Here is an 18,728-nt window from a genome sequence, read left to right on the forward strand (position 1 = left end):
AAAAAATGGTTTTTTAGCGCTGTTCTATCTCTTTTAAACTATCCATCTTTTTGTAGGCTAAAAATCCTTTGATATCTTCAAAGTGCTCGCGTACCCGCTTATGGCCAAACTCAAATACTTTTTTCACCAGTCCGTCTAAGAAATCCCGATCGTGAGATACCAGGATCAAGGTGCCGTCAAAATCCCGGAGTGCATCTTTAATAATGTCTTTTGTCTTCATATCCAGGTGGTTGGTGGGCTCATCCAGTATTAACAAATTCACGGGTTCTAACAGTAATTTAATCATTGCTAAACGGGTTTTTTCGCCCCCGGAAAGTACCTTGACTTTTTTAGTGGTATCATCACCGCTGAACATGAACGCACCTAAAAGATCTTTGATTTTAAGGCTGTTATCGCTTAACGGGATTTGATCAATTGTTTCAAATACCGTTAATTTTTCATCAAGCAATGCGGCCTGATTTTGGGCAAAGTACCCGATCCTGGCATTATGGCCTACCTTTAAACTTCCTTCAAAATCAATCTCGTTCATGATGGCTTTGATCATGGTAGATTTACCTTCGCCGTTTTTACCAACAAAAGCTACTTTTTCTCCGCGCTCTATTACCATCGATGCGTTTTTGAATACCACATGATCGCCGTAGGTTTTGGTCAGGTCTTCTACCATTACCGGGTATTGACCGGAACGTGGCGAAGGCGGGAATTTCAACCGCAAGGCTGATGTGTCTACTTCATCTATCTCAATAACTTCAAGTTTTTCAAGCATTTTTACCCGCGATTGCACTTGCAACGTTTTAGAGTAGGTGCCCCTAAAGCGGTCAATAAATTCCTGGTTATCGGCAATGAAACGCTGCTGCTCCTCGTAAGCTTTCAATTGATGTACACGACGGTCGGCACGTAACTGTAGGTAATGGCTGTATTTGGCTTTATAGTCATATATCCGGCCCATGGTTACCTCGATGGTGCGGTTGGTAATATTATCCACAAAAGCACGGTCGTGCGAGATCACCATTACCGCCTTGGCCGAATTGATCAGGAAATCTTCCAGCCACTGTATACTTTCGATATCCATGTGGTTGGTTGGCTCATCCAATAAAATAAGATCGGGTTTTTTTAGCAAAATTTTGGCCAGCTCGATACGCATGCGCCAGCCGCCCGAAAATTCAGAGGTCTGCCTTGCAAAATCTTTACGTTCAAATCCCAGGCCTTTGAGCACCTTTTCTACCTCTGCATCGTAGTTAGTGCCTTCAACCGTATAAACTTTTTCACTCAGTTCCGATACTCTTTCAATCAGCTTCATGTAGTCGTCACTCTCGTAATCGGTACGAATATTAAGCTGCACATTTAACTCCTCCAGTTCCTTTTCCATTTCATTGGCCTCTGCAAAGGCTTTCATGGTTTCTTCAAAAACACTCACCTTATCCTGGGTAAGTAAATGCTGCGGCAAATAAGCTATTACTGCGTCCTTAGGGCCGGTTACACTACCGGTAGTAGGTTTGGCTACATCGGCAATGATCTTGAGGATGGTAGATTTGCCCGCACCATTTTTACCCATCAGGGCTATCTTGTCGTTCTCGTTTATGGAGAAGGTTACATCGCTAAACAAGGTGGTTCCGCCAAATGAAACGGAAATGTTATTTACATTGATCACAGTATGAAAATATTAAATTGCCGGCAAAGATAACGAAAGTCATAGGTTTCCGGAATCAATATCCCCTTACATTATTAAAGCCAACCCAGTTTGCTTTCAACTACATCGAAAGGGGATGGACGATTAAGTCGCCTACGTCTCCTGGCCCGACTATGCCAGATCGTTTCCCTTGATTCAGCGGACTATGTTTTAAATCTTTCATTTGCGGTATGTAGCTTTTTCCCGTTTAAAATGATTTAATTGAAAACAGGCCGACGCTCCGCCCATCCCAAAAAATGGCGCAACCGATTGTTTTGGCTGGCAACGCATTATCTGCATCTTTTTGGATGGTTCGATGGGGTTGATATCTCGTGGCCTGTTTTTAATAGAGTAATTACTATCTATATTTGTGTGCGCACACGCAAAATTATTATTTGTGATTTTCCCTGTAATTTATCAAACATGCTAAAAAAACTATTGCTTTTAATTTGTATTGCCCTGCCGGGTTTTTGTAATGCTCAAAATGTTTTTCTGTCGGGTATAAAGCCGGGAAAGGCTGTTGCGTTGTCGGGCAAGGGATCGCTGATTCTAAAAAACAATTGCTTGTCGGTAAAATGGCTTGCCGATAAAAAGACGATTGCGGTAAACGAATTTGTTGCCCAAAACAACAAGCAGGTGGCTTTAAAAGGTTCACCCATGTTTGAGGTGGAACTGAAGGGTGGCACAGTAATTAACTCTGCCGATTTTCAAATAAGCGAGCCGCCAAAAATTATTGGCATAAAGGGCAATTCAAAAGCGGTTAAACTTTCAGAAAAAGAAAATGGGGTGGAGGTTTTTGCAGAACTTTTCAACATAAAACATGGTATCCGGGTAACGTGGGAAGCTATTTTAAAAGATAATTCCAACTATATCAGGCAAGCCTTCAGTTTTCATAGCCTCAAAGATTCCCTGAAGGTAAGCAAATTAAAACTCATCAAATTTCCAATGGAAACAGGCATCAAGCCATCGGGTGTTGTAGATGGCTCGCCGATAGTATCGGGTAATTACTTTTTTGCAGCTGAAACTCCTATAAGTAAATACAACACCGATAACGGCTGGGTTAGCAGCTATATTGAACACCCGGAGCCAACGTTAGATTTAAATGGCTCTACGGTTTGGGGCATTGCTCCCGAAGGCCAGCTGCGCAGGGGATTTCTGTATTATCTGCAACGCGAAAGGGCGGTGCCTTACCGGCAAATGCTTCATTATAACTCCTGGTATGATATATCATGGGCCGATCGTAAACTGACAGAAGCAGGCTGTCTTGATCGTATTAAAACCTTTGGCGATAGCCTTACCATAAAGCGGCACCTTAACTTAAACGCCTTTTTATTTGATGATGGCTGGGACGATAATCAAACACTATGGCAAATTAGCAAAGCAAATTTCCCGATGGGGTTTGATAATATGAAAGCGCTGGCCAATAAATACCATGCATCGCTTGGGGTTTGGATGTCGCCATGGGGTGGATACGAGCAGGCAAAGGAGCAGAGGCTGCAGTATGGCCGGAAACAAAATCCCCCTTTTGAAACTAATTCGCATGGTTTCTCCCTCACCGGGCCTGTTTATTCCGGCAGGTTTAAAGAAACAGCGGCTAACTTTGTTACCAAATATGGCGTCTCGATGTTTAAATTTGATGGCGTAGGGGCCGGAGATCAATCAACCGGCGCTACTCCCGAATATCAAACTGATATGGAATCGCTGTTAAAGCTGGTGGCATCGTTGCGCACCGTGAAACCAGACCTTTATTTTAGCATGACAATAGGCACCTGGCCATCGCCTTTCTGGCTTAAATATGGCGATGTGATTTGGAGAAACGGCTGGGATACCAATACACAGGGGCAGGGGGATACCAGGCAGCAGTGGCTCAATTATCGCGATGGTGAAGTGTATAAAAATATTGTACAGCGTGCCCCGCTCTATCCTATAAGCGCTTTAATGTACCATGGCGTTTGTGTTGCCGACAATGGCCCGCCCGCCAAATTTGATATGAACGATAAGGATATCGCTGACGAAATCTGGTCGTTTTTTGGATCGGGGACAAGTTTGCAGGAGCTGTATATTAATCCCCATAAATTAAACACCGCTAATTGGGATTGCCTGGCCAGCGCAATAAAATGGTCGCGGCAAAATGCAGATATTATGCCCGATGTGCATTGGATAGGTGGTGATCCGGCAAAAGGTGAGGTTTACGGTTTTGCAGCCTGGTCGCCAAAAAAAGCTATTCTCACTTTAAGAAATCCCACGGATACAGCAAAAACATTTGAGGTTGATGTGCCCAAGGTTTTTGAATTACCTGTAAACAGCAAACACATCTACCTTTTTTACAACGCTAAACTTAACGGCAAGCAAGCGAAGGCGCTGTTTAAAGGAGATACCTATACCGTAACGCTTAAACCATTTGAAGTGTTGGTGTTAAATGCCAGCCCCGCCCTATAATAAATTGTTTTTTTATACAAATCGATATTGTCGGTCGGGCATAAAAAGTTTAGTTATATGTGCGCAAATGAGCCCTGCGATAGCCCTGGGTTTATCCTTAAATCGCCTTTACATACACCCTTAATGAACCGGATAGTAACTTTATTGATCTTTTGTTTTTTTAATACCGTATCCTTTTCACAAACTATAGCAGCCTATAAGTGGGAAGATCCGGCTAAAGCCGGTTTTGCGGTGATAGAGGGGCAGGCCTGGCCAACAGAAACGGTGGGTACTTATGACAGGTTCCCTGCACGTGCGCAAAGCAGCCTTAACCCTAATGTGTGGAACATATCGCACAGTAGTGCCGGTTTATACATTAAGTTTAAAACAGATGCGCCAAACCTGGTTATCCGTTATAAGGTAAAAGGAGATTTGGCCATGTCGCACATGCCGGCCACCGGCGTAAGCGGTTTGGACCTTTACGCGCTGGATCCCGACGGAAAATGGTGCCTGGCTCCCGGAAGCTTTACTTTTATGGATACCATTATCTACCGGTACTCCAATATAAAGGTGAGCACCAGTTTTCCGGGCCGAAGCTATGAATACAGGCTTTTTTTGCCACTATATAATTCCGTATCCTGGCTTCAAATAGGTGTTCCGGCGGGTAATAGTTTTAGTTTTATGCCTTTATCTAAAGAGAAACCGGTGCTTGTGTATGGTACATCTATAGCGCAGGGTGCCTGCGCATCGCGGCCTGGTTTGGCATGGACAGCAATTTTACAACGTGCGCTTGACCGCCCGCTGGTAAACCTGGGCTTTTCCGGTTCCGGGCGACTGGAAAAATCGGTTATCGACCTGGTGGCCGAGGTTGATGCAAAAATTTACGTGCTTGATTGTATGCCCAATTTAACCAGTTTTGCTGACGCGGAAATTGAAACGCGTTTACTGGCATCAATACAGGGCTTAAAACAGAAACATCCGCTGGTACCAATACTACTTGTGGAGCATGCCGGGGGTAATGTAGATGGCTTGTTAGATACCGGCAGGAATACTGACTATAACCGGGTAAATAAAGTGCTGAACCAAACCTATTCAAAGCTGATTGCAGCGGGAGCAAAAAATGTTTACCTGTTAAGCAATAAAGAAATAGGGTTTGATATTAATTCGACAGTCGACGGCGTACACCCCAATGATGCCGGGATGCAGCAATATGCCAGGGCTTATGAAAAAGCCATCCGGGCAATTATTAACGAGCCAACGGGTATATATTCAACTACAGCGCCTGTTGTACAAAGTCGTGATGGCTATTACGATTGGCGAAACAGGCATAATGAAATATTGACGCTCATTAAAACCGATGAGCCCAAAATTGTGTTCCTGGGTAATTCTATCCTGAATTACTGGGGTGGAACGCCAAAAGCACCTTTGGCAAGAGGCACCGCATCGTGGGATAAATACCTGGAACCATTAGGGGTAAAAAACTTTGGTTTTGGTTGGGACCAGGTTGAGAATGTGCTATGGCGCGTGTATCATGAGGAACTTGATGGCTTTAAGGCCGATAAAGTTATGATTATGATAGGCACCAATAACCTGTCTGCCAATACTGATGATGAAATAATTGCGGGGTTAAAATTGCTGGTGCAGGCTGTAAAAGCCCGGCAGCCCCAAACCGGAATTTTGTTATCCGGCTTGTTGCCAAGGCGGGCGCAGGAAAAAAGGGTACAATTACTCAATAAAGGAATAGCCAAATTGGCTGCCCAAACTGGTGTTCGTTTTGTTAATCCGGGCATATTATTGCTTAATAATGCCGGTAACATTGATGAATCTTTGTTTGGCGATGGCCTGCATCCGAATGAGGAGGGGTATCAGAAGCTGGCAGTTGCTTTGGTGCCTTATCTAAAAAAATAGGGGATGCGGGGGAATAAATAGGGCTGTAGTTTGCTCCCCTCTCGAGAGGGGGCGGGATGGGAAGCGCGGTGGCAGGGGTGTGTCTTTCCGCGTTTAATCGCGCGCGCATAAACACACCCCTCCACCCCTCTCAAGAGCTACTGTGTGTACACATCTTTTGGAAACTTATCAATAAATAGAAAAATGTCATTTCGAACGAATCAGAGGTGGATTTGAGAGGAGGGGTGAGGAGAAATCTTCTGCGACATGCTTGCAAATTTGCATGGTTGAATGCATGTCGTATAGGATTTCTCCTCGTACCTCGTTCGAAATGACATTTTCTTTTGTTTTAAAGATGTGTACACACGGTAGCTCTCAAGACGGGAATCGCACATTTCCACTACTTTTTAATGTCGCCGCCGCCATGCTCAATACATTTCCCCGGCAAAATTATAGCTGGATAATGCGACAAAAACTATATTAAATTACCTTTGCTATCTTTTTTACACGAAAGGTTAACATGAAGAATAAAATTGTACGCATTAAAGATATTGCCGAAAAAGCGAAAGTTTCTACAGGTACAGTTGACAGGGTATTACACAAACGGGGGCGGGTATCAAAAAAAGTAGAGGAGAAGATACTCAAGATCATTGAAGAGATGGATTATGAGCCAAATTTGATGGCGAGGGCCTTAGGCTCAAACAAAATATATCAGATTGCTGCCTTAATACCCGATCATAAAAGCGATTCATATTGGTACGCCCCCAAAGCCGGAATTGAAAAAGCCGAGAAGGATTTGAAACAATTTGGCATCGTCGTTCAGCAATATGTATTTAATCCCTATGATGTTGAGTCGTTTATAACTCAAGGCAATCAATTAACCAAAGATAATCCCGACGGTATAATTTTGTCCCCGATATTTTACCGGGAAACTTTGCCGTTTTTTGAGAAGTGGAAAGCGGCCGAAATTCCATTTGTATTGTTTAACACCCAAATTGCCGAGTGCGAGCCTTTAAGTTATATTGGACAGGACTCTTATCAAAGCGGTTTTTTGGCCGGCAAACTAATTCATTACGGCCAGCCCGATCCTTGCTCTGTTTTAATCGCACATATCGACGAAGAGATAAGTAACGCGGCCCACCTTTTGAAAAAAGAGCAAGGGTTCCGCAATTATTTTGCCCAAAATAACCTGGAGCATCAGTACAATATTTTAAGGATTGAATTGAATAGGTCAAACCCGGTCTTGTTCATCACACAGCTGGATGATATTATTGATAGCACGCCCGATATTACCAGTGTTTTTGTAACAACATCCAAGGCACATGAAATTGCAAAACACCTGGAGCAGCGTCATATAAAACACATCAAAATAATTGGGTACGATTTACTGCCCGCTAATTTATATTTCCTGAATAAAGGGGCAATTAGTTTCCTGATTAACCAAAACCCCAAGGGGCAGGGGTATTGGGGTATTTATCAGCTAACCGATTACCTCGTGTTCAAAAAGGAAGTCCCCATTATTAAATACCTTCCGTTGGATATCGTGACCAGGGAAAATATGAATTATTATACAGATGATGAAGATACTGTTTACTTAGATATCTGATTGTTCGCTTATTTCCCGGCGCAGGGAAATCACTTTTAAACTTTTTCAGCTACAAATGGTTGACCTTTACAAAATAATACACTTTTAAGCTGCCCCGTAAGGCTACATGTTCGTAGAAAGACGAATAGTTCAACCTTTTTTGCTCCTTAGGATCAAGATCGACTTTTAAAATCGATTTCCCTGTTCCCCGGGTTCCTTGCTACCTCAAATTTAAAACCTGATTTCCGTGGCGGCAATACAGTACACCTATGCTTATCCAAAGTAGTAGCTGATTCTTTTAGCAGGAGTTTTGCTATACCGCCCATTTCTGTAGTTCATTTAATCCTGCTGTTGCAGTCGATGGTTCTCTGTCAAAAAAAAGCTTTATTTACATAGTGCGCGTTTGTTTACATAAAAGAATTATTTAATAATTTTTTATTAAAGTGTGTGCGAGCACGCAAATATTTTTATATTTGTTTGTAGCTATTTGTACCATATAAGTGTGTGCGCATACTGATACCTGTAGCTTTTCGCATTTTGTACACCGGGCAGTGATGAGCCGTAGAATTTAAAATGATCAAAAAGAAAAAATGACCAACAAGATTTATGAAATAGTATCCAACTTTTCCGTCGGGGGAGATATAGCTGCTGTTATTCCTTATGGTTCGGGCCATATCAATGATACTTTTCACGTAACGAACAAGGACGCTGCGTTGCCCGGGTACCTGCTACAGCGCATCAATCATCATGTGTTTGAAAATGTGCCCGCGCTTATGGAAAACATACACCGGGTAACCAGTCATCTCAAAAAAAAGCTGGCGCAGATACCAGGCTCAAACCCCGATAAAGAAGTGCTCACTATGGTTTGGACGAAAGACGGGCGAAGTTTTTTTTGTGATGCTGAAGGCAATTACTGGAGAATGTATTGTTTTTTGAAGGATACCAAAAGTTATGACCTGGTATTAACCGAACAACAAGCTTATGAAGGGGGAAAAACCTTTGGCAAATTTCAATTGCTGCTGGCCGATTTGGATGCCGGCCTGATTTGCGAAACTATCCCCGGTTTTCATGACATCAGCATTCGGCTCGACAACCTAAATAAGGTGGTACTGGCCGATCCGGAAAACCGGGTTAAAGATGTTTTGCCCGAATTAACTTTTGTAGTTGAAAGGGCAGAAAGCATGGTTACCATTTTGAATTTGGGAAAAGAAGGCAAATTGCCGCAGCGTATTATACACAACGATACTAAATTTAACAACATATTACTGGATGCCAGTGATTGCGGGCAGTGTGTAATTGATTTGGATACCGTTATGCCCGGCTATGTAGCTTATGATTTTGGCGATGCCATCCGCACCATTATCAATATAGCGCCCGAGGATGAGGAAGACCTTACAAAGATAGGGCTTAGCATCCCATTGTTTAAGGCCTATACCGAAGGCTATTTTAAAAGTGCCGGCAGCTTTTTAACAGATACGGAAGTTCAATCCCTTTCAATGGGTGTTTTGCTGATACCTTATATGCAAGGCGTTCGGTTCCTGACAGATTACATTGCCGGCGATGTTTATTATAAAACACGCTTTGCCCAACACAACCTGCAGCGAACCAGGGCGCAGTTCCAGTTGCTCAGAAAGCTTGAGGAAGAATACGACGTTTTAGACCAAATAATTAAAAACGCGGCAAAATCATGCACGCAATTATCATCCGAAATTAAATGAAAGAACTAACCGTACCATTTTTGAAGGGGGTAACAAAAATTAGCCCCATAGCTCATGTTTCTTTTTTGTTGGATAGTTACGAAGCTAACGCTATCGGCATGGTTCCCTGGCCCGACTACGGTTATAAGCCCGATGCTAATTTTACAATGGCCTATGGTAACGATTGTGTTTTTATAAAATACTATGTTAGCGAAAAGTGTGTAAGGGCAATTTACAGCCAGCCTAATGAGCCCGTTCATAAAGATAGTTGCGTGGAGTTTTTTGTTTGTTTTGATAACGAAAATGAATATTACAATTTTGAATTTAACTGTGGCGGTGCTTGCCTGGCGGGGTTTGGAGCACACAGGGAAAATCGACGGTTATTACCCGAACCTGTTATCGGAATGATAAGGCACCAGGCGCAAATAAAAGCGGTAAACAATAAAGGCGAGGGGAATATAGCCTGGGAACTAACCCTGATGATTCCGTTGGATGCATTTTACTACCATTCGTTTACAAAATTAAATGGCAGGCAATGCCGGGCCAATTTTTATAAATGCGGCGATGAACTGCCCGATCCGCATTTTTTGGCGTGGAATGATATTAAATCTGCCGAACCCAACTTTCATTTGCCCGGTTTTTTTGGGAAAATGAAATTCGAAAGCCCCAATAAACACTTAGCCCCTGTAAAACAAAAGCAACAAACTCATGAGATTAAAATTTACCGTAATCCTGTTGCTGTATAGCGCAGGTGTTTGGGCGCAATCAAAAAGCGGCGATTTTTACCAGGAGCTTGGGGATCCAAAACCTGTTGACCAGGGAAGCTGGAATCTTTTAAAACCAGGCACATACGTGAGTTTTGCATCGGCTGATATCCGGTATGATAAGCATAATGCACCCGCTATATTTCCGTTACAAACCCAGTGGCAAACCAAAGCCTGGAAAGGCGAAAAGGTGCATACGCAATTCCTGGTGTGGGCAACCCGTAACCTGCAGCAAATTAGTTTTGAGTGGAGTAAACTTGATGATGGTAAGGGCCATGAAATTGCTGCAAAAAACATCAGCGCCAATTTTGTACGTTATGTGATGGCCGATGGGCTTAATAATGAAGGGGGCGGCTGCGGTATTCAGCCCGGCCATGACTCGTCGCTGGTTGAAGATGTAATTGACCAGGTAAAATCCCTTGCCTTAACTAAAAATACTACCCGGCCTGTTTGGCTAAGCATTAACGTGCCGGGCAGCGCTACCCAGGGTGTGTACAGCGGTTATGTGAAAGTTAAGGAAGGCAAAAATAAGTATGCTGCAATGCTGCATTATACAGTACAGGTACTTAATCACAAGTTGCCTGAACCGGCACAGTGGAAATTCCATTTGGATTTGTGGCAAAACCCCTATTCCGTTGCACGCTGGTATAGGGTAAAACCATGGTCCGGTCAGCATTTCGCCATTATGCGCCCGTATATGAAAATGCTTGCTGATGCCGGTCAGAAATCAATTACCACCACCCTGATACACGACCCCTGGAACAGCCAAACGTATGACGTGTATGGCTCAATGGTAAAATGGACTAAAAACAGGAACGGCTCCTGGGCGTATGATTACACCGTTTTTGACAAGTGGGTAACTTTTATGATGTCGTTAGGCATTGATAAGTTTATTAACTGCTATAGCATGATTCCCTGGAATTTGAAATTTTATTACCACGACGAGACCCTTGGAAAAGATACCGCCATAATAGCCAAACCAGGTACATTAGCATACGATGCCCATTGGCGCCCTATGCTTACCAGCTTTGCCCGGCATCTTAAACAAAAGGGATGGTTTGCTAAAACTACTATCGCCATGGACGAACGATCGATGGCCGACATGCAAAAGGCAATTGCGTTAATTAAAAGCGCCGATAAAGATTTTAAAATTTCATTGGCCGGTAATTATCACCCCGAAATTGAAAAAGATTTAGTGGATTACAGCGTGGCCTCAAACCAGGTGATAGATAGCGCAACCATGCTTGCACGTAAAAAAGCAGGATTTAACACCACCTATTATACCTGTTGTACAGAGGGGCATCCCAACACTTTTTCATTTTCTGCACCTGCCGAGTCTGCCTGGTTGGGATGGTATGCCGCTTACAAGGGGTATGATGGTTACCTGCGCTGGGCATACAACTGCTGGACAAAAGATGCCTTACGCGACACCCGGTTCAGATCATGGTCATCCGGGGATGCCTACCTGGTTTATCCCGGTTTGCGTACCTCTATCCGTTTTGAACGGCTGATTGAAGGTATCCAGGATTATGAAAAAATTAACGTACTAAAGAGCCAGTTTATGAAAGAAAACAGGCGAGATAAACTACATCAGCTTCAAAAAATATTAAGTGGTTTTGATATCAGCGAGGCAAAAAATAAAAGTGCAGGTGACGTTCTTCACGCTTCGCAGAACGATTTAAATAACTTGTAAATTATTGTAATAAAATGTAGTTTTTGTTAACTTTTATTGAATATTTTCTTTTACTTTTTGCATTTTTTTGACTTTATTTACTATCAGAAGTAGCTTAAATAACAAAATTGAAGTCTCGGGGAAAATGCAGGGTAAATTGCCACACGATAGATGCCGCAAATTACTTAGCAGGAGCCGCAGGGAAAACAAGGGCTTCGGCGGGAGTACTGAATGGCTACCTAAATGGTAGTAATTGTAATATTTTAAAACAATAAAAAACACTTTATTTGAAGTTGCCAATTTTAAATTTCATAATGCCGAATGAATAACCTGGAAGTTCAGCTATTGACAGATGAGCGGCTTATAGCGTTGATCCAGGAGAATAATCTTGCGGCATTTGAACGTATCTATAATAAATATTGGTCAAAACTTTATCTTTCAGCATACAATATCCTCCGGGACCGCCAGGTATCTGAAGACGTTACCCAGGAGGTGTTGGTAAACCTATGGATGAAACGTGCTAATCTTCAACTAACTTCTTTAAATGCTTATTTATATACAGCCGTGCGCTACAAGGTGTTTAATGTTATCCGCTCCGGTAAAGTAAGGGCAGATCTTTTTAATCACCTGGAAGAACTTTTTAGCAATAACGGGGGCGAAGATATCCTATCCCAAAAAGATATTAACCGTTTGCTGGAGCAGGGGGTAGCCGAACTGCCCGAAAAGTGCAGGCAAATATTTATCATGAGCCGAAAAGAACACCTAACCACCAAAGAAATTGCCGAACGGCTGGGGATTGCCCCTAAAACAGTTGAAAATCAATTAACTGTAGCCTTGAACCGCTTGCGTAAAACACTGGGCGATTTTGTTTGCTTAGCTGCCATTATGCTATGCGGACGGTGGTTTTGAGTGTTTTACTGAATTTTAGTCAGGCTTTTTTCTCAAAATTCCTTCTCTTATTAATTGCTAAAACTTCATGATTTGTTATTATTCATAGGTAATCCCACACCGAACAGGGCAAAAAACAAGGCGAAGTTTTTTTGAAATTAAAAATAGGTCTTTACAGCAAATTCAAATTGCGTTTTAAAAATCTCTTTAAAAGCGTTGATGTTATTTTGTTCGTAAAAGATCAACATCGCCTTTTTATAATCCACGGAATCTACCGTTCGGAAAGATAATGGGCAATGTTGGTATGCAATCAATATCGCATTGCTAACAATTCGCGCAGTTCGTTTATTTCCATCTGTAAAAGCCTGGATGTAGGACAACAATACTAAGGCCAGCAACGCCTTTTCAAAGACATTTTCCTTTGCGTTGATCAGTTCGCACATCCCCGTCAGTGCCTCTCGTATTTGATGTTCATTATCAAGCGGAATATAATTAGTGCCTGATATACCGACCCGTCGTTGCCTGATATTCCGGTCTACGTCCAGTTCCTTTACTAAGATACTGTGCATGTCTTCTAAAGACCTCATCGTTAACGGCACTACATAATCGGGGTGAGCGACTATAAAGTCAATCGCTTCTTTATGGTTAAGCAACATCACCGCATCATCTTTTGGTTTGCCTGCAGCAGTTTCCTTTTCTTTTAACAAACGTTCGGTTTCCAGTAGGGAATAAGTGTTACCTTCGATCTGCGAAGATTTCCAGCTCAGGTCGATAGCAAGCCGCTCCATTTCTTTGCTATAAAGCGATGAAGACAGGTTCGAAATATTTTCCTTGAATTCATTTTGAAGCGCACTCAATTGATCCAGTTCCTTAGTTGTAAATAAGGTGATCTGACTAAGTATATGCGGCATCAAGTTGAAATTGAAAGTGCTTTTTATCGTTCTTTCGTCAATCTCTTTTTCAAAATACCTGCTTACATTTACAGGATGAAGCACTTCATAGGCCGGGCTTAACAAATATTTAACAGATTTTTGCCTGCCCAGGGTGATGACCAAATCTGTTTCAACCAATTTACTGAGTTGGCGTTTGAAAGTTGCAAAGCTTACCCCAATAGCTAATTCCGCGTACATTTTACTTGATGATGTCGCGGGATTTTCGGTCAAATAACCAATGATCAGATCAGAAATGTTCTCTTTCATGTTTTATAGCTCAATCAATATTCAAATATAGCTTATTTGTTGTAAATTTTGAGCCGTATTTTGTATATAAATGAGCCATATTGGAAGTGGGCTGGTTAAATCTATATGATTTAAAAATGAATTCTGACAGATTTGTTAATAATATAGAAATATTTAAAATTTCTTTGGGGGTACCCCCTGTGTTGGGTTACTTACATACAATAACCTCCCAATGAAAAAAGAAACACTTCTGATCTTAATAAACAAATACCTTTCAAACCAGGCCACTGCCGAGGAGGAAGAACTTTTATTAAACTATTACAACACGCTCCAGAAAAACGAATTGAAATGGGACGAGCTTGCCATGGGCGATGAAAATACAGCCGGGGCCGAGCTTTACGATAAGGTATTGCTGGAGATAAAAGCTCGCGAATCTGCACCTAAAAGAATTGTTTTTTTGAGGCGGTGGTTTGTAGCTGCATCAATTACCTTATTCCTTGTCGCCTCCTCATTATTGGTTTTTTACCTCAAGCCCGGCGCTTCTGGTTTATTAACTAAAAACAAACCGCAATCGGCAACCGGGAATACCATCGCCCCAGGGGGGAATAAAGCATTATTAACCCTAGCCAACGGTTCAAAAATTGTTTTAGATGATGCCGCGACCGGCGAATTGGCCAAACAATCTGGTGTAAAGGTTACCAAAGCTGCCAATGGTCAGTTGGTTTATACAGTCGAAGATGCATCCTCTAATTCAGGTGCTTCAGCCCAGGTGACATATAATACCATCGAGACGCCAAAAGGCGGGCAGTACCAGGTTGATTTGCCCGATGGATCAAAAGTTTGGTTAAATGCGGGCTCTTCGCTTCGTTATCCAACCAATTTCAATGGTAATGAACGCAGCGTTCGGTTAGCGGGCGAGGCTTATTTTGAAGTTGCTAAAAATGCTAAAAAGCCATTCAGGGTTGTGAGTAACAGCCAGGTGGTTGAAGTTTTAGGTACGCATTTTAATATCAGCTCTTACATTGATGATACTTCGGTTAAAACTACTTTATTGGAAGGTTCTGTTAAAGTGCTGTCTACCAAATCTAATCAATCAAAATTGCTTAAACCGGGCGAGCAATCAAACATCAATTATTTAAGCAACTCATTTAATGTACAAACAGTTAATACCGAAGAGGTAATTGCCTGGAAAAATGGCTATTTCCTGTTTGTTGACGAAGACTTGAAAAGCATTATGAGCAAGTTTGCGCGCTGGTACAATGTTGACGTAGAATACGCCGGTAATGTGGATAATTTAAGATTTGGCGGAATGGTATCGCGTTCAAGAGACTTAGCCCAGGCACTGAAGATCATAGAACAAACAGGAAACGTTAAAACTAAAATTGAAGGAAGGAGAGTCATCATTATGCCTTGATAATTACTCCGCACTAAGGTATCCTGAAAAATAAGCCGGAAGTGCTCGAACACTCCCGACTAAAACGTTAGGGCTTACCATGAAACTAAATTCGTAGTCCAATTACACCTTAAACCCAAACAAGTTCAAATGTATGAAATGTTATGAAATAAGTTTGTACAGGGTCCCCTGTATAAAAAATAAAGCTTTGTTGATTATGAAACTATCCATCATATTGTTGGTAGCAACCATACTTCAGGCAAGTGCTTCAGGTTACGCACAAAAAATTACATTATCAGAAAAAAATGCTCCATTAGAAAAAGTTCTTAAAGAAATTAGGGAACAATGCGGATATGATTTCTTCTATAATTCAAAGGTAATTAAGCAGGCTAACCCGGTAAGTATTGATGTTCTGAATACCGAATTAGAAGAAGTATTAAAACTGACATTTAAAGGGCAGCCGTTTATTTATAGTATAAGCGAGAAAACAATTATTATTAAACCTAAACCTTTAGCTTCACCGTCTCAGCCAATACCCGTTATAAAGGTTTCGGGTATTGTTACTGATTCAAAGGGTCTTACGTTACCTGGCGCCAGTGTGCGTATTAAAGGCACCAATAAAGGCGTGGTAACTGATATACAGGGGCGCTTTACCATTGAAGCCGATGTTAACAGCATTCTTGTTGTTTCATTTGCCGGTTTTGTTGCCAAAGAAATTACAGTTACCGAAGCAACATCCTCGCTTACTGTTCAATTATTGGATGATACCAAAGGAATAAATGAAGTAGTAGTGGTAGGTTATGGAAAGCAAAAAAAGCTGACGATAACCGGCGCTGTTACTACTGTAAACGTGGCCGATATAACAACGCCCAACCGCTCATTATCTAATGCCCTGGCGGGCAAAGTAGCCGGTGTAATATCAATGCAAAGAAGCGGAGAACCTGGCTATGATAATGCATCATTTACCATTCGTGGCATTGGTACTTTTACAGGTAATGCAAACCCGCTTATTATTATTGACGGGGTACAGCGGGATGATGTAAACAGCACTTATGGCGGGGCTTACAACAACATCGATCCGGAGGATATTCAAAGTATTTCGTTGTTAAAAGATGCTTCGTCAACCGCCGTATATGGTGCCAAAGGTGCAAATGGGGTTTTAATTATAACTACCAAAAGAGGTGTTGCAGGCAAACCTAAAATTTCATTAAAAACAGAAGCTTCAATGTCAGGCCTTACCAAAACACCAAAAATGCTGGATGCGGTATCATGGATGAGATTACATAACGAAGCAACTACAAATGACGGTAACGCAGCGGCCTATTCCGAAGAAACTATTCAAAAAACAGCCAGCGGTTTAGATCAATATCTGTATCCTAATGTTAACTGGATAAAATCTGTTTACAAGGATTGGGCACCGGGATACAACACCAACCTAAATGTTAGCGGCGGTGCATCAACGGTAAGGTACTATGTTTCGGCATCTTTTTATGATCAGGATGGAAGCTATAAGGTAACCAAACAAAATGGATACAATCCCAACCTAAACTTCAAAAGGTATGATTTCAGGTCGAACCTGGATATAGATTTAAGCAAAACCACTTTATTATCCATGAACCTGGATGCTATGCTGGTGAGCAGCCGTTATCCCGGCCTGTCTGCCGGTAGTATCTGGTACGAATCGTATTTAACCCCACCCAATGCATTCCCGATACAATACCCGGGAGGTAAATGGGCCGGTCCGTTTAACAACGGGGGATCCAACCCGGTGAACGATATTCAAAATTCTGGTTATAACAGTGAGTTTCGCCCAACTGTTCAGTCGGTTTTCTCTATCAACCAAAAACTGGATGCTATTACTGAAGGCTTAAGCGCTATGGCCAGGTTTTCGTTCGATTCTTATAGCGAAAACGACAACGGCAGAACGGGTACCAATGATCTTTTTTTAGCAACATCAAGAGACCCACAGGGTAATTTGGTATTTGGCCAGTCGAGGTATGGAAGCCAGTTTTTAGGCTACACGCAGTCATCCTCTGCCGAAAAAACCATGTACCTGGAAACAAACGTAAATTACGACCAGGCTTTTGGCAAACACCATGTAGGCGGACTGCTGTTATATAACATGCGGTCGAGAGTACAGAGTTCGGCCGGGAGCGTTATTAGCTCTATTCCCTATAATAACCAGGGTTTAGCCGCCAGGGCTACTTATGCCTACGCCGACAGGTATTTGCTTGAGTTTGATGCCGGTTATACAGGTTCAGAAAATTTTGAGCCGGGTAAAAAATTCGGTTTTTTTCCCTCAGTTTCCGGGGGCTGGGTAATTTCAAGAGAACCATTTTTTACAGGGCTTTCAAAAACATTTAACCTGCTTAAAATAAGGGGATCTCACGGCCTTGTGGGTAACGACCAGATTGGGTCTAATTACGGTATCACCCGGTTTCCTTATATCAACCAGTATGGCGGTGGCGGATCTGTAGGTTTAGGTCTTAACGGAACGGTGTATGGCGGCACTACCGAAACCGTAATTGGAGTAGAGAACCTTACCTGGGAAAAGGCAACCAAAGATAATATCGGGCTGGAAATAGGGCTATTCAATAAATTGAACATCACCATTGACGCTTATAAAGAAAGAAGAACCAGCATTTTAGTTCAGCGCGGTTCATTGTCGGGAATACTGGGGGTAAGCGGGGCTGTATTTGCCAATTTGGGCGAAATGAACAACCATGGCATTGAAGGCAATGTTGAATACAATGAAAATTTTGGCAAAGTGGCACTTCGCCTTTATGGAAACTTTACTTACAATAATAATAAAATTGTACAAAAGGACGAGCCAAAACAACTGTACGCTTACCAGCAAGCTACCGGTCGTAAGTATGGCGATAATTTGATGTATGTTGCCGAAGGGCTGTTTACATCGCAGGAAGATGTTGATAAAAGCCCCTCTCAGTTTGGCGCGATATTAAGGCCCGGCGATATTAAGTACAAAGATGTAAACAACGATGGCGTAATAAACAGCTTTGATAGGGTATACACCGGTAAATCAGACATACCTACTATTTTATATGGTGCAGGGTTTACCGTTGGTTATAAGAAATTCGATCTCTCGCTATTTTTTCAGGGGACTTCCAATGTCATCATAATGGCGAATGGATCATCCATCACCGGCGCAGGTGCTACAGGTGCGGGTATTGTACCGTTTACCGGTATGGGTACTTATCCATCCGGTATGCTGGCCAACCTGGAAAGCCGGTGGACGGTTGAAAACCCCAGCCAAAATGTAGATTACCCACGGTTAGGCATTGCCAACCAAAACAGTAACAATTATCAGCCAAGTACATGGTGGTCTAAAGATGCAAGTTTTGTCCGTTTAAAACAGGCAACATTAGGGTATACACTTAAGCCTTTGTTTCTTACAAAAGCGGGCATCAGCTCGGTTTACCTTTATTTAACGGGCCAAAATCTGCTAACGTTCTCCAAATTCAAACTTTGGGATCCCGAACTCGGCTCTAATGGCGCAGGCTACCCACCGGTAAGAATATTTGCTTTTGGGTTGCGGGCTGCATTTTAGCAATAATGGATT

At 42.2% G+C, this 18,728-nt stretch carries 11 protein-coding genes; 9 read left to right on the forward strand and 2 right to left on the reverse strand.

Features of this window, described 5'->3' with window-relative positions; translation table 11 throughout:
* Positions 1-13: 13 nt before the first annotated feature.
* On the reverse strand, positions 14-1,648 hold the full coding sequence (locus AC1DV1_RS17405; protein WP_477361453.1) for an ABC-F family ATP-binding cassette domain-containing protein: 1,635 nt from the start codon (positions 1,646-1,648) through the stop codon (positions 14-16).
* A gap of 441 nt (positions 1,649-2,089) precedes the next feature.
* Between AC1DV1_RS17405 and AC1DV1_RS17410 the strand changes: the two genes are divergently transcribed.
* The 7 genes from AC1DV1_RS17410 to AC1DV1_RS17440 all read left to right on the forward strand — a co-directional run bounded on the left by AC1DV1_RS17410 (position 2,090) and on the right by AC1DV1_RS17440 (position 12,598).
* Complete coding sequence (locus AC1DV1_RS17410) at positions 2,090-4,105, forward strand: alpha-amylase family protein (RefSeq protein WP_477361455.1); 2,016 nt, start codon at positions 2,090-2,092, stop codon at positions 4,103-4,105.
* Between the two features lie 123 nt (positions 4,106-4,228).
* Positions 4,229-5,992: an SGNH/GDSL hydrolase family protein gene (locus AC1DV1_RS17415; RefSeq protein ID WP_477361457.1), complete on the forward strand. Its 1,764-nt coding sequence runs from the start codon at positions 4,229-4,231 to the stop codon at positions 5,990-5,992.
* A gap of 499 nt (positions 5,993-6,491) precedes the next feature.
* Complete coding sequence (locus tag AC1DV1_RS17420) at positions 6,492-7,577, forward strand: substrate-binding domain-containing protein (protein ID WP_477361459.1); 1,086 nt, start codon at positions 6,492-6,494, stop codon at positions 7,575-7,577.
* A gap of 569 nt (positions 7,578-8,146) precedes the next feature.
* On the forward strand, positions 8,147-9,274 hold the full coding sequence (locus tag AC1DV1_RS17425; RefSeq protein WP_477361461.1) for a phosphotransferase enzyme family protein: 1,128 nt from the start codon (positions 8,147-8,149) through the stop codon (positions 9,272-9,274).
* Positions 9,271-9,999, forward strand: a complete 729-nt coding sequence (locus AC1DV1_RS17430; protein ID WP_477361463.1) for a carbohydrate-binding family 9-like protein — start codon at positions 9,271-9,273, stop codon at positions 9,997-9,999. The genes AC1DV1_RS17425 and AC1DV1_RS17430 overlap by 4 nt, the downstream gene beginning before the upstream one ends.
* Positions 9,962-11,710, forward strand: coding sequence for a DUF4091 domain-containing protein (locus tag AC1DV1_RS17435; RefSeq protein ID WP_477361465.1), 1,749 nt, complete (start codon positions 9,962-9,964; stop codon positions 11,708-11,710). Before AC1DV1_RS17430 ends, AC1DV1_RS17435 begins: the two co-directional genes overlap by 38 nt.
* Positions 11,711-12,010: 300 nt before the next feature.
* Entirely contained in the window at positions 12,011-12,598 is a 588-nt protein-coding gene (locus AC1DV1_RS17440) for an RNA polymerase sigma-70 factor (protein WP_477361467.1), read from the forward strand.
* 137 nt (positions 12,599-12,735) lie between these two features.
* Here the strand turns inward: AC1DV1_RS17440 and AC1DV1_RS17445 are convergent, their stop codons facing one another.
* On the reverse strand, positions 12,736-13,776 hold the full coding sequence (locus tag AC1DV1_RS17445) for a Fic family protein (protein ID WP_477361469.1): 1,041 nt from the start codon (positions 13,774-13,776) through the stop codon (positions 12,736-12,738).
* Positions 13,777-13,987: 211 nt separating this feature from the next.
* On the opposite strand from AC1DV1_RS17445, the gene AC1DV1_RS17450 reads away from it, so the two are divergent.
* A complete protein-coding gene (locus AC1DV1_RS17450) occupies positions 13,988-15,169 on the forward strand; it encodes a FecR family protein (protein ID WP_477361471.1) in 1,182 nt (393 codons plus the stop codon).
* A 196-nt stretch (positions 15,170-15,365) separates the two neighbouring features.
* Positions 15,366-18,716, forward strand: a complete 3,351-nt coding sequence (locus AC1DV1_RS17455; protein ID WP_477361473.1) for a TonB-dependent receptor — start codon at positions 15,366-15,368, stop codon at positions 18,714-18,716.
* Positions 18,717-18,728: the final 12 nt, after the last annotated feature.

The organism is Mucilaginibacter sp. P4_D1 (assembly GCF_056401935.1).

Excerpts from the sequence above, each read along its gene's own strand:
- AC1DV1_RS17410 (WP_477361455.1), top strand. The coding sequence starts at position 2,090 with ATGCTAAAAAAACTATTGCTTTTAATTTGTATTGCCCTGCCGGGTTTT.
- AC1DV1_RS17415 (WP_477361457.1), top strand. The coding sequence starts at position 4,229 with ATGAACCGGATAGTAACTTTATTGATCTTTTGTTTTTTTAATACCGTA.
- AC1DV1_RS17420 (WP_477361459.1), top strand. The coding sequence starts at position 6,492 with ATGAAGAATAAAATTGTACGCATTAAAGATATTGCCGAAAAAGCGAAA.
- AC1DV1_RS17425 (WP_477361461.1), top strand. The coding sequence starts at position 8,147 with ATGACCAACAAGATTTATGAAATAGTATCCAACTTTTCCGTCGGGGGA.
- AC1DV1_RS17430 (WP_477361463.1), top strand. The coding sequence starts at position 9,271 with ATGAAAGAACTAACCGTACCATTTTTGAAGGGGGTAACAAAAATTAGC.
- AC1DV1_RS17435 (WP_477361465.1), top strand. The coding sequence starts at position 9,962 with ATGAGATTAAAATTTACCGTAATCCTGTTGCTGTATAGCGCAGGTGTT.
- AC1DV1_RS17440 (WP_477361467.1), top strand. The coding sequence starts at position 12,011 with ATGAATAACCTGGAAGTTCAGCTATTGACAGATGAGCGGCTTATAGCG.
- AC1DV1_RS17445 (WP_477361469.1), bottom strand. The coding sequence starts at position 13,776 with ATGAAAGAGAACATTTCTGATCTGATCATTGGTTATTTGACCGAAAAT.
- AC1DV1_RS17450 (WP_477361471.1), top strand. The coding sequence starts at position 13,988 with ATGAAAAAAGAAACACTTCTGATCTTAATAAACAAATACCTTTCAAAC.
- AC1DV1_RS17455 (WP_477361473.1), top strand. The coding sequence starts at position 15,366 with ATGAAACTATCCATCATATTGTTGGTAGCAACCATACTTCAGGCAAGT.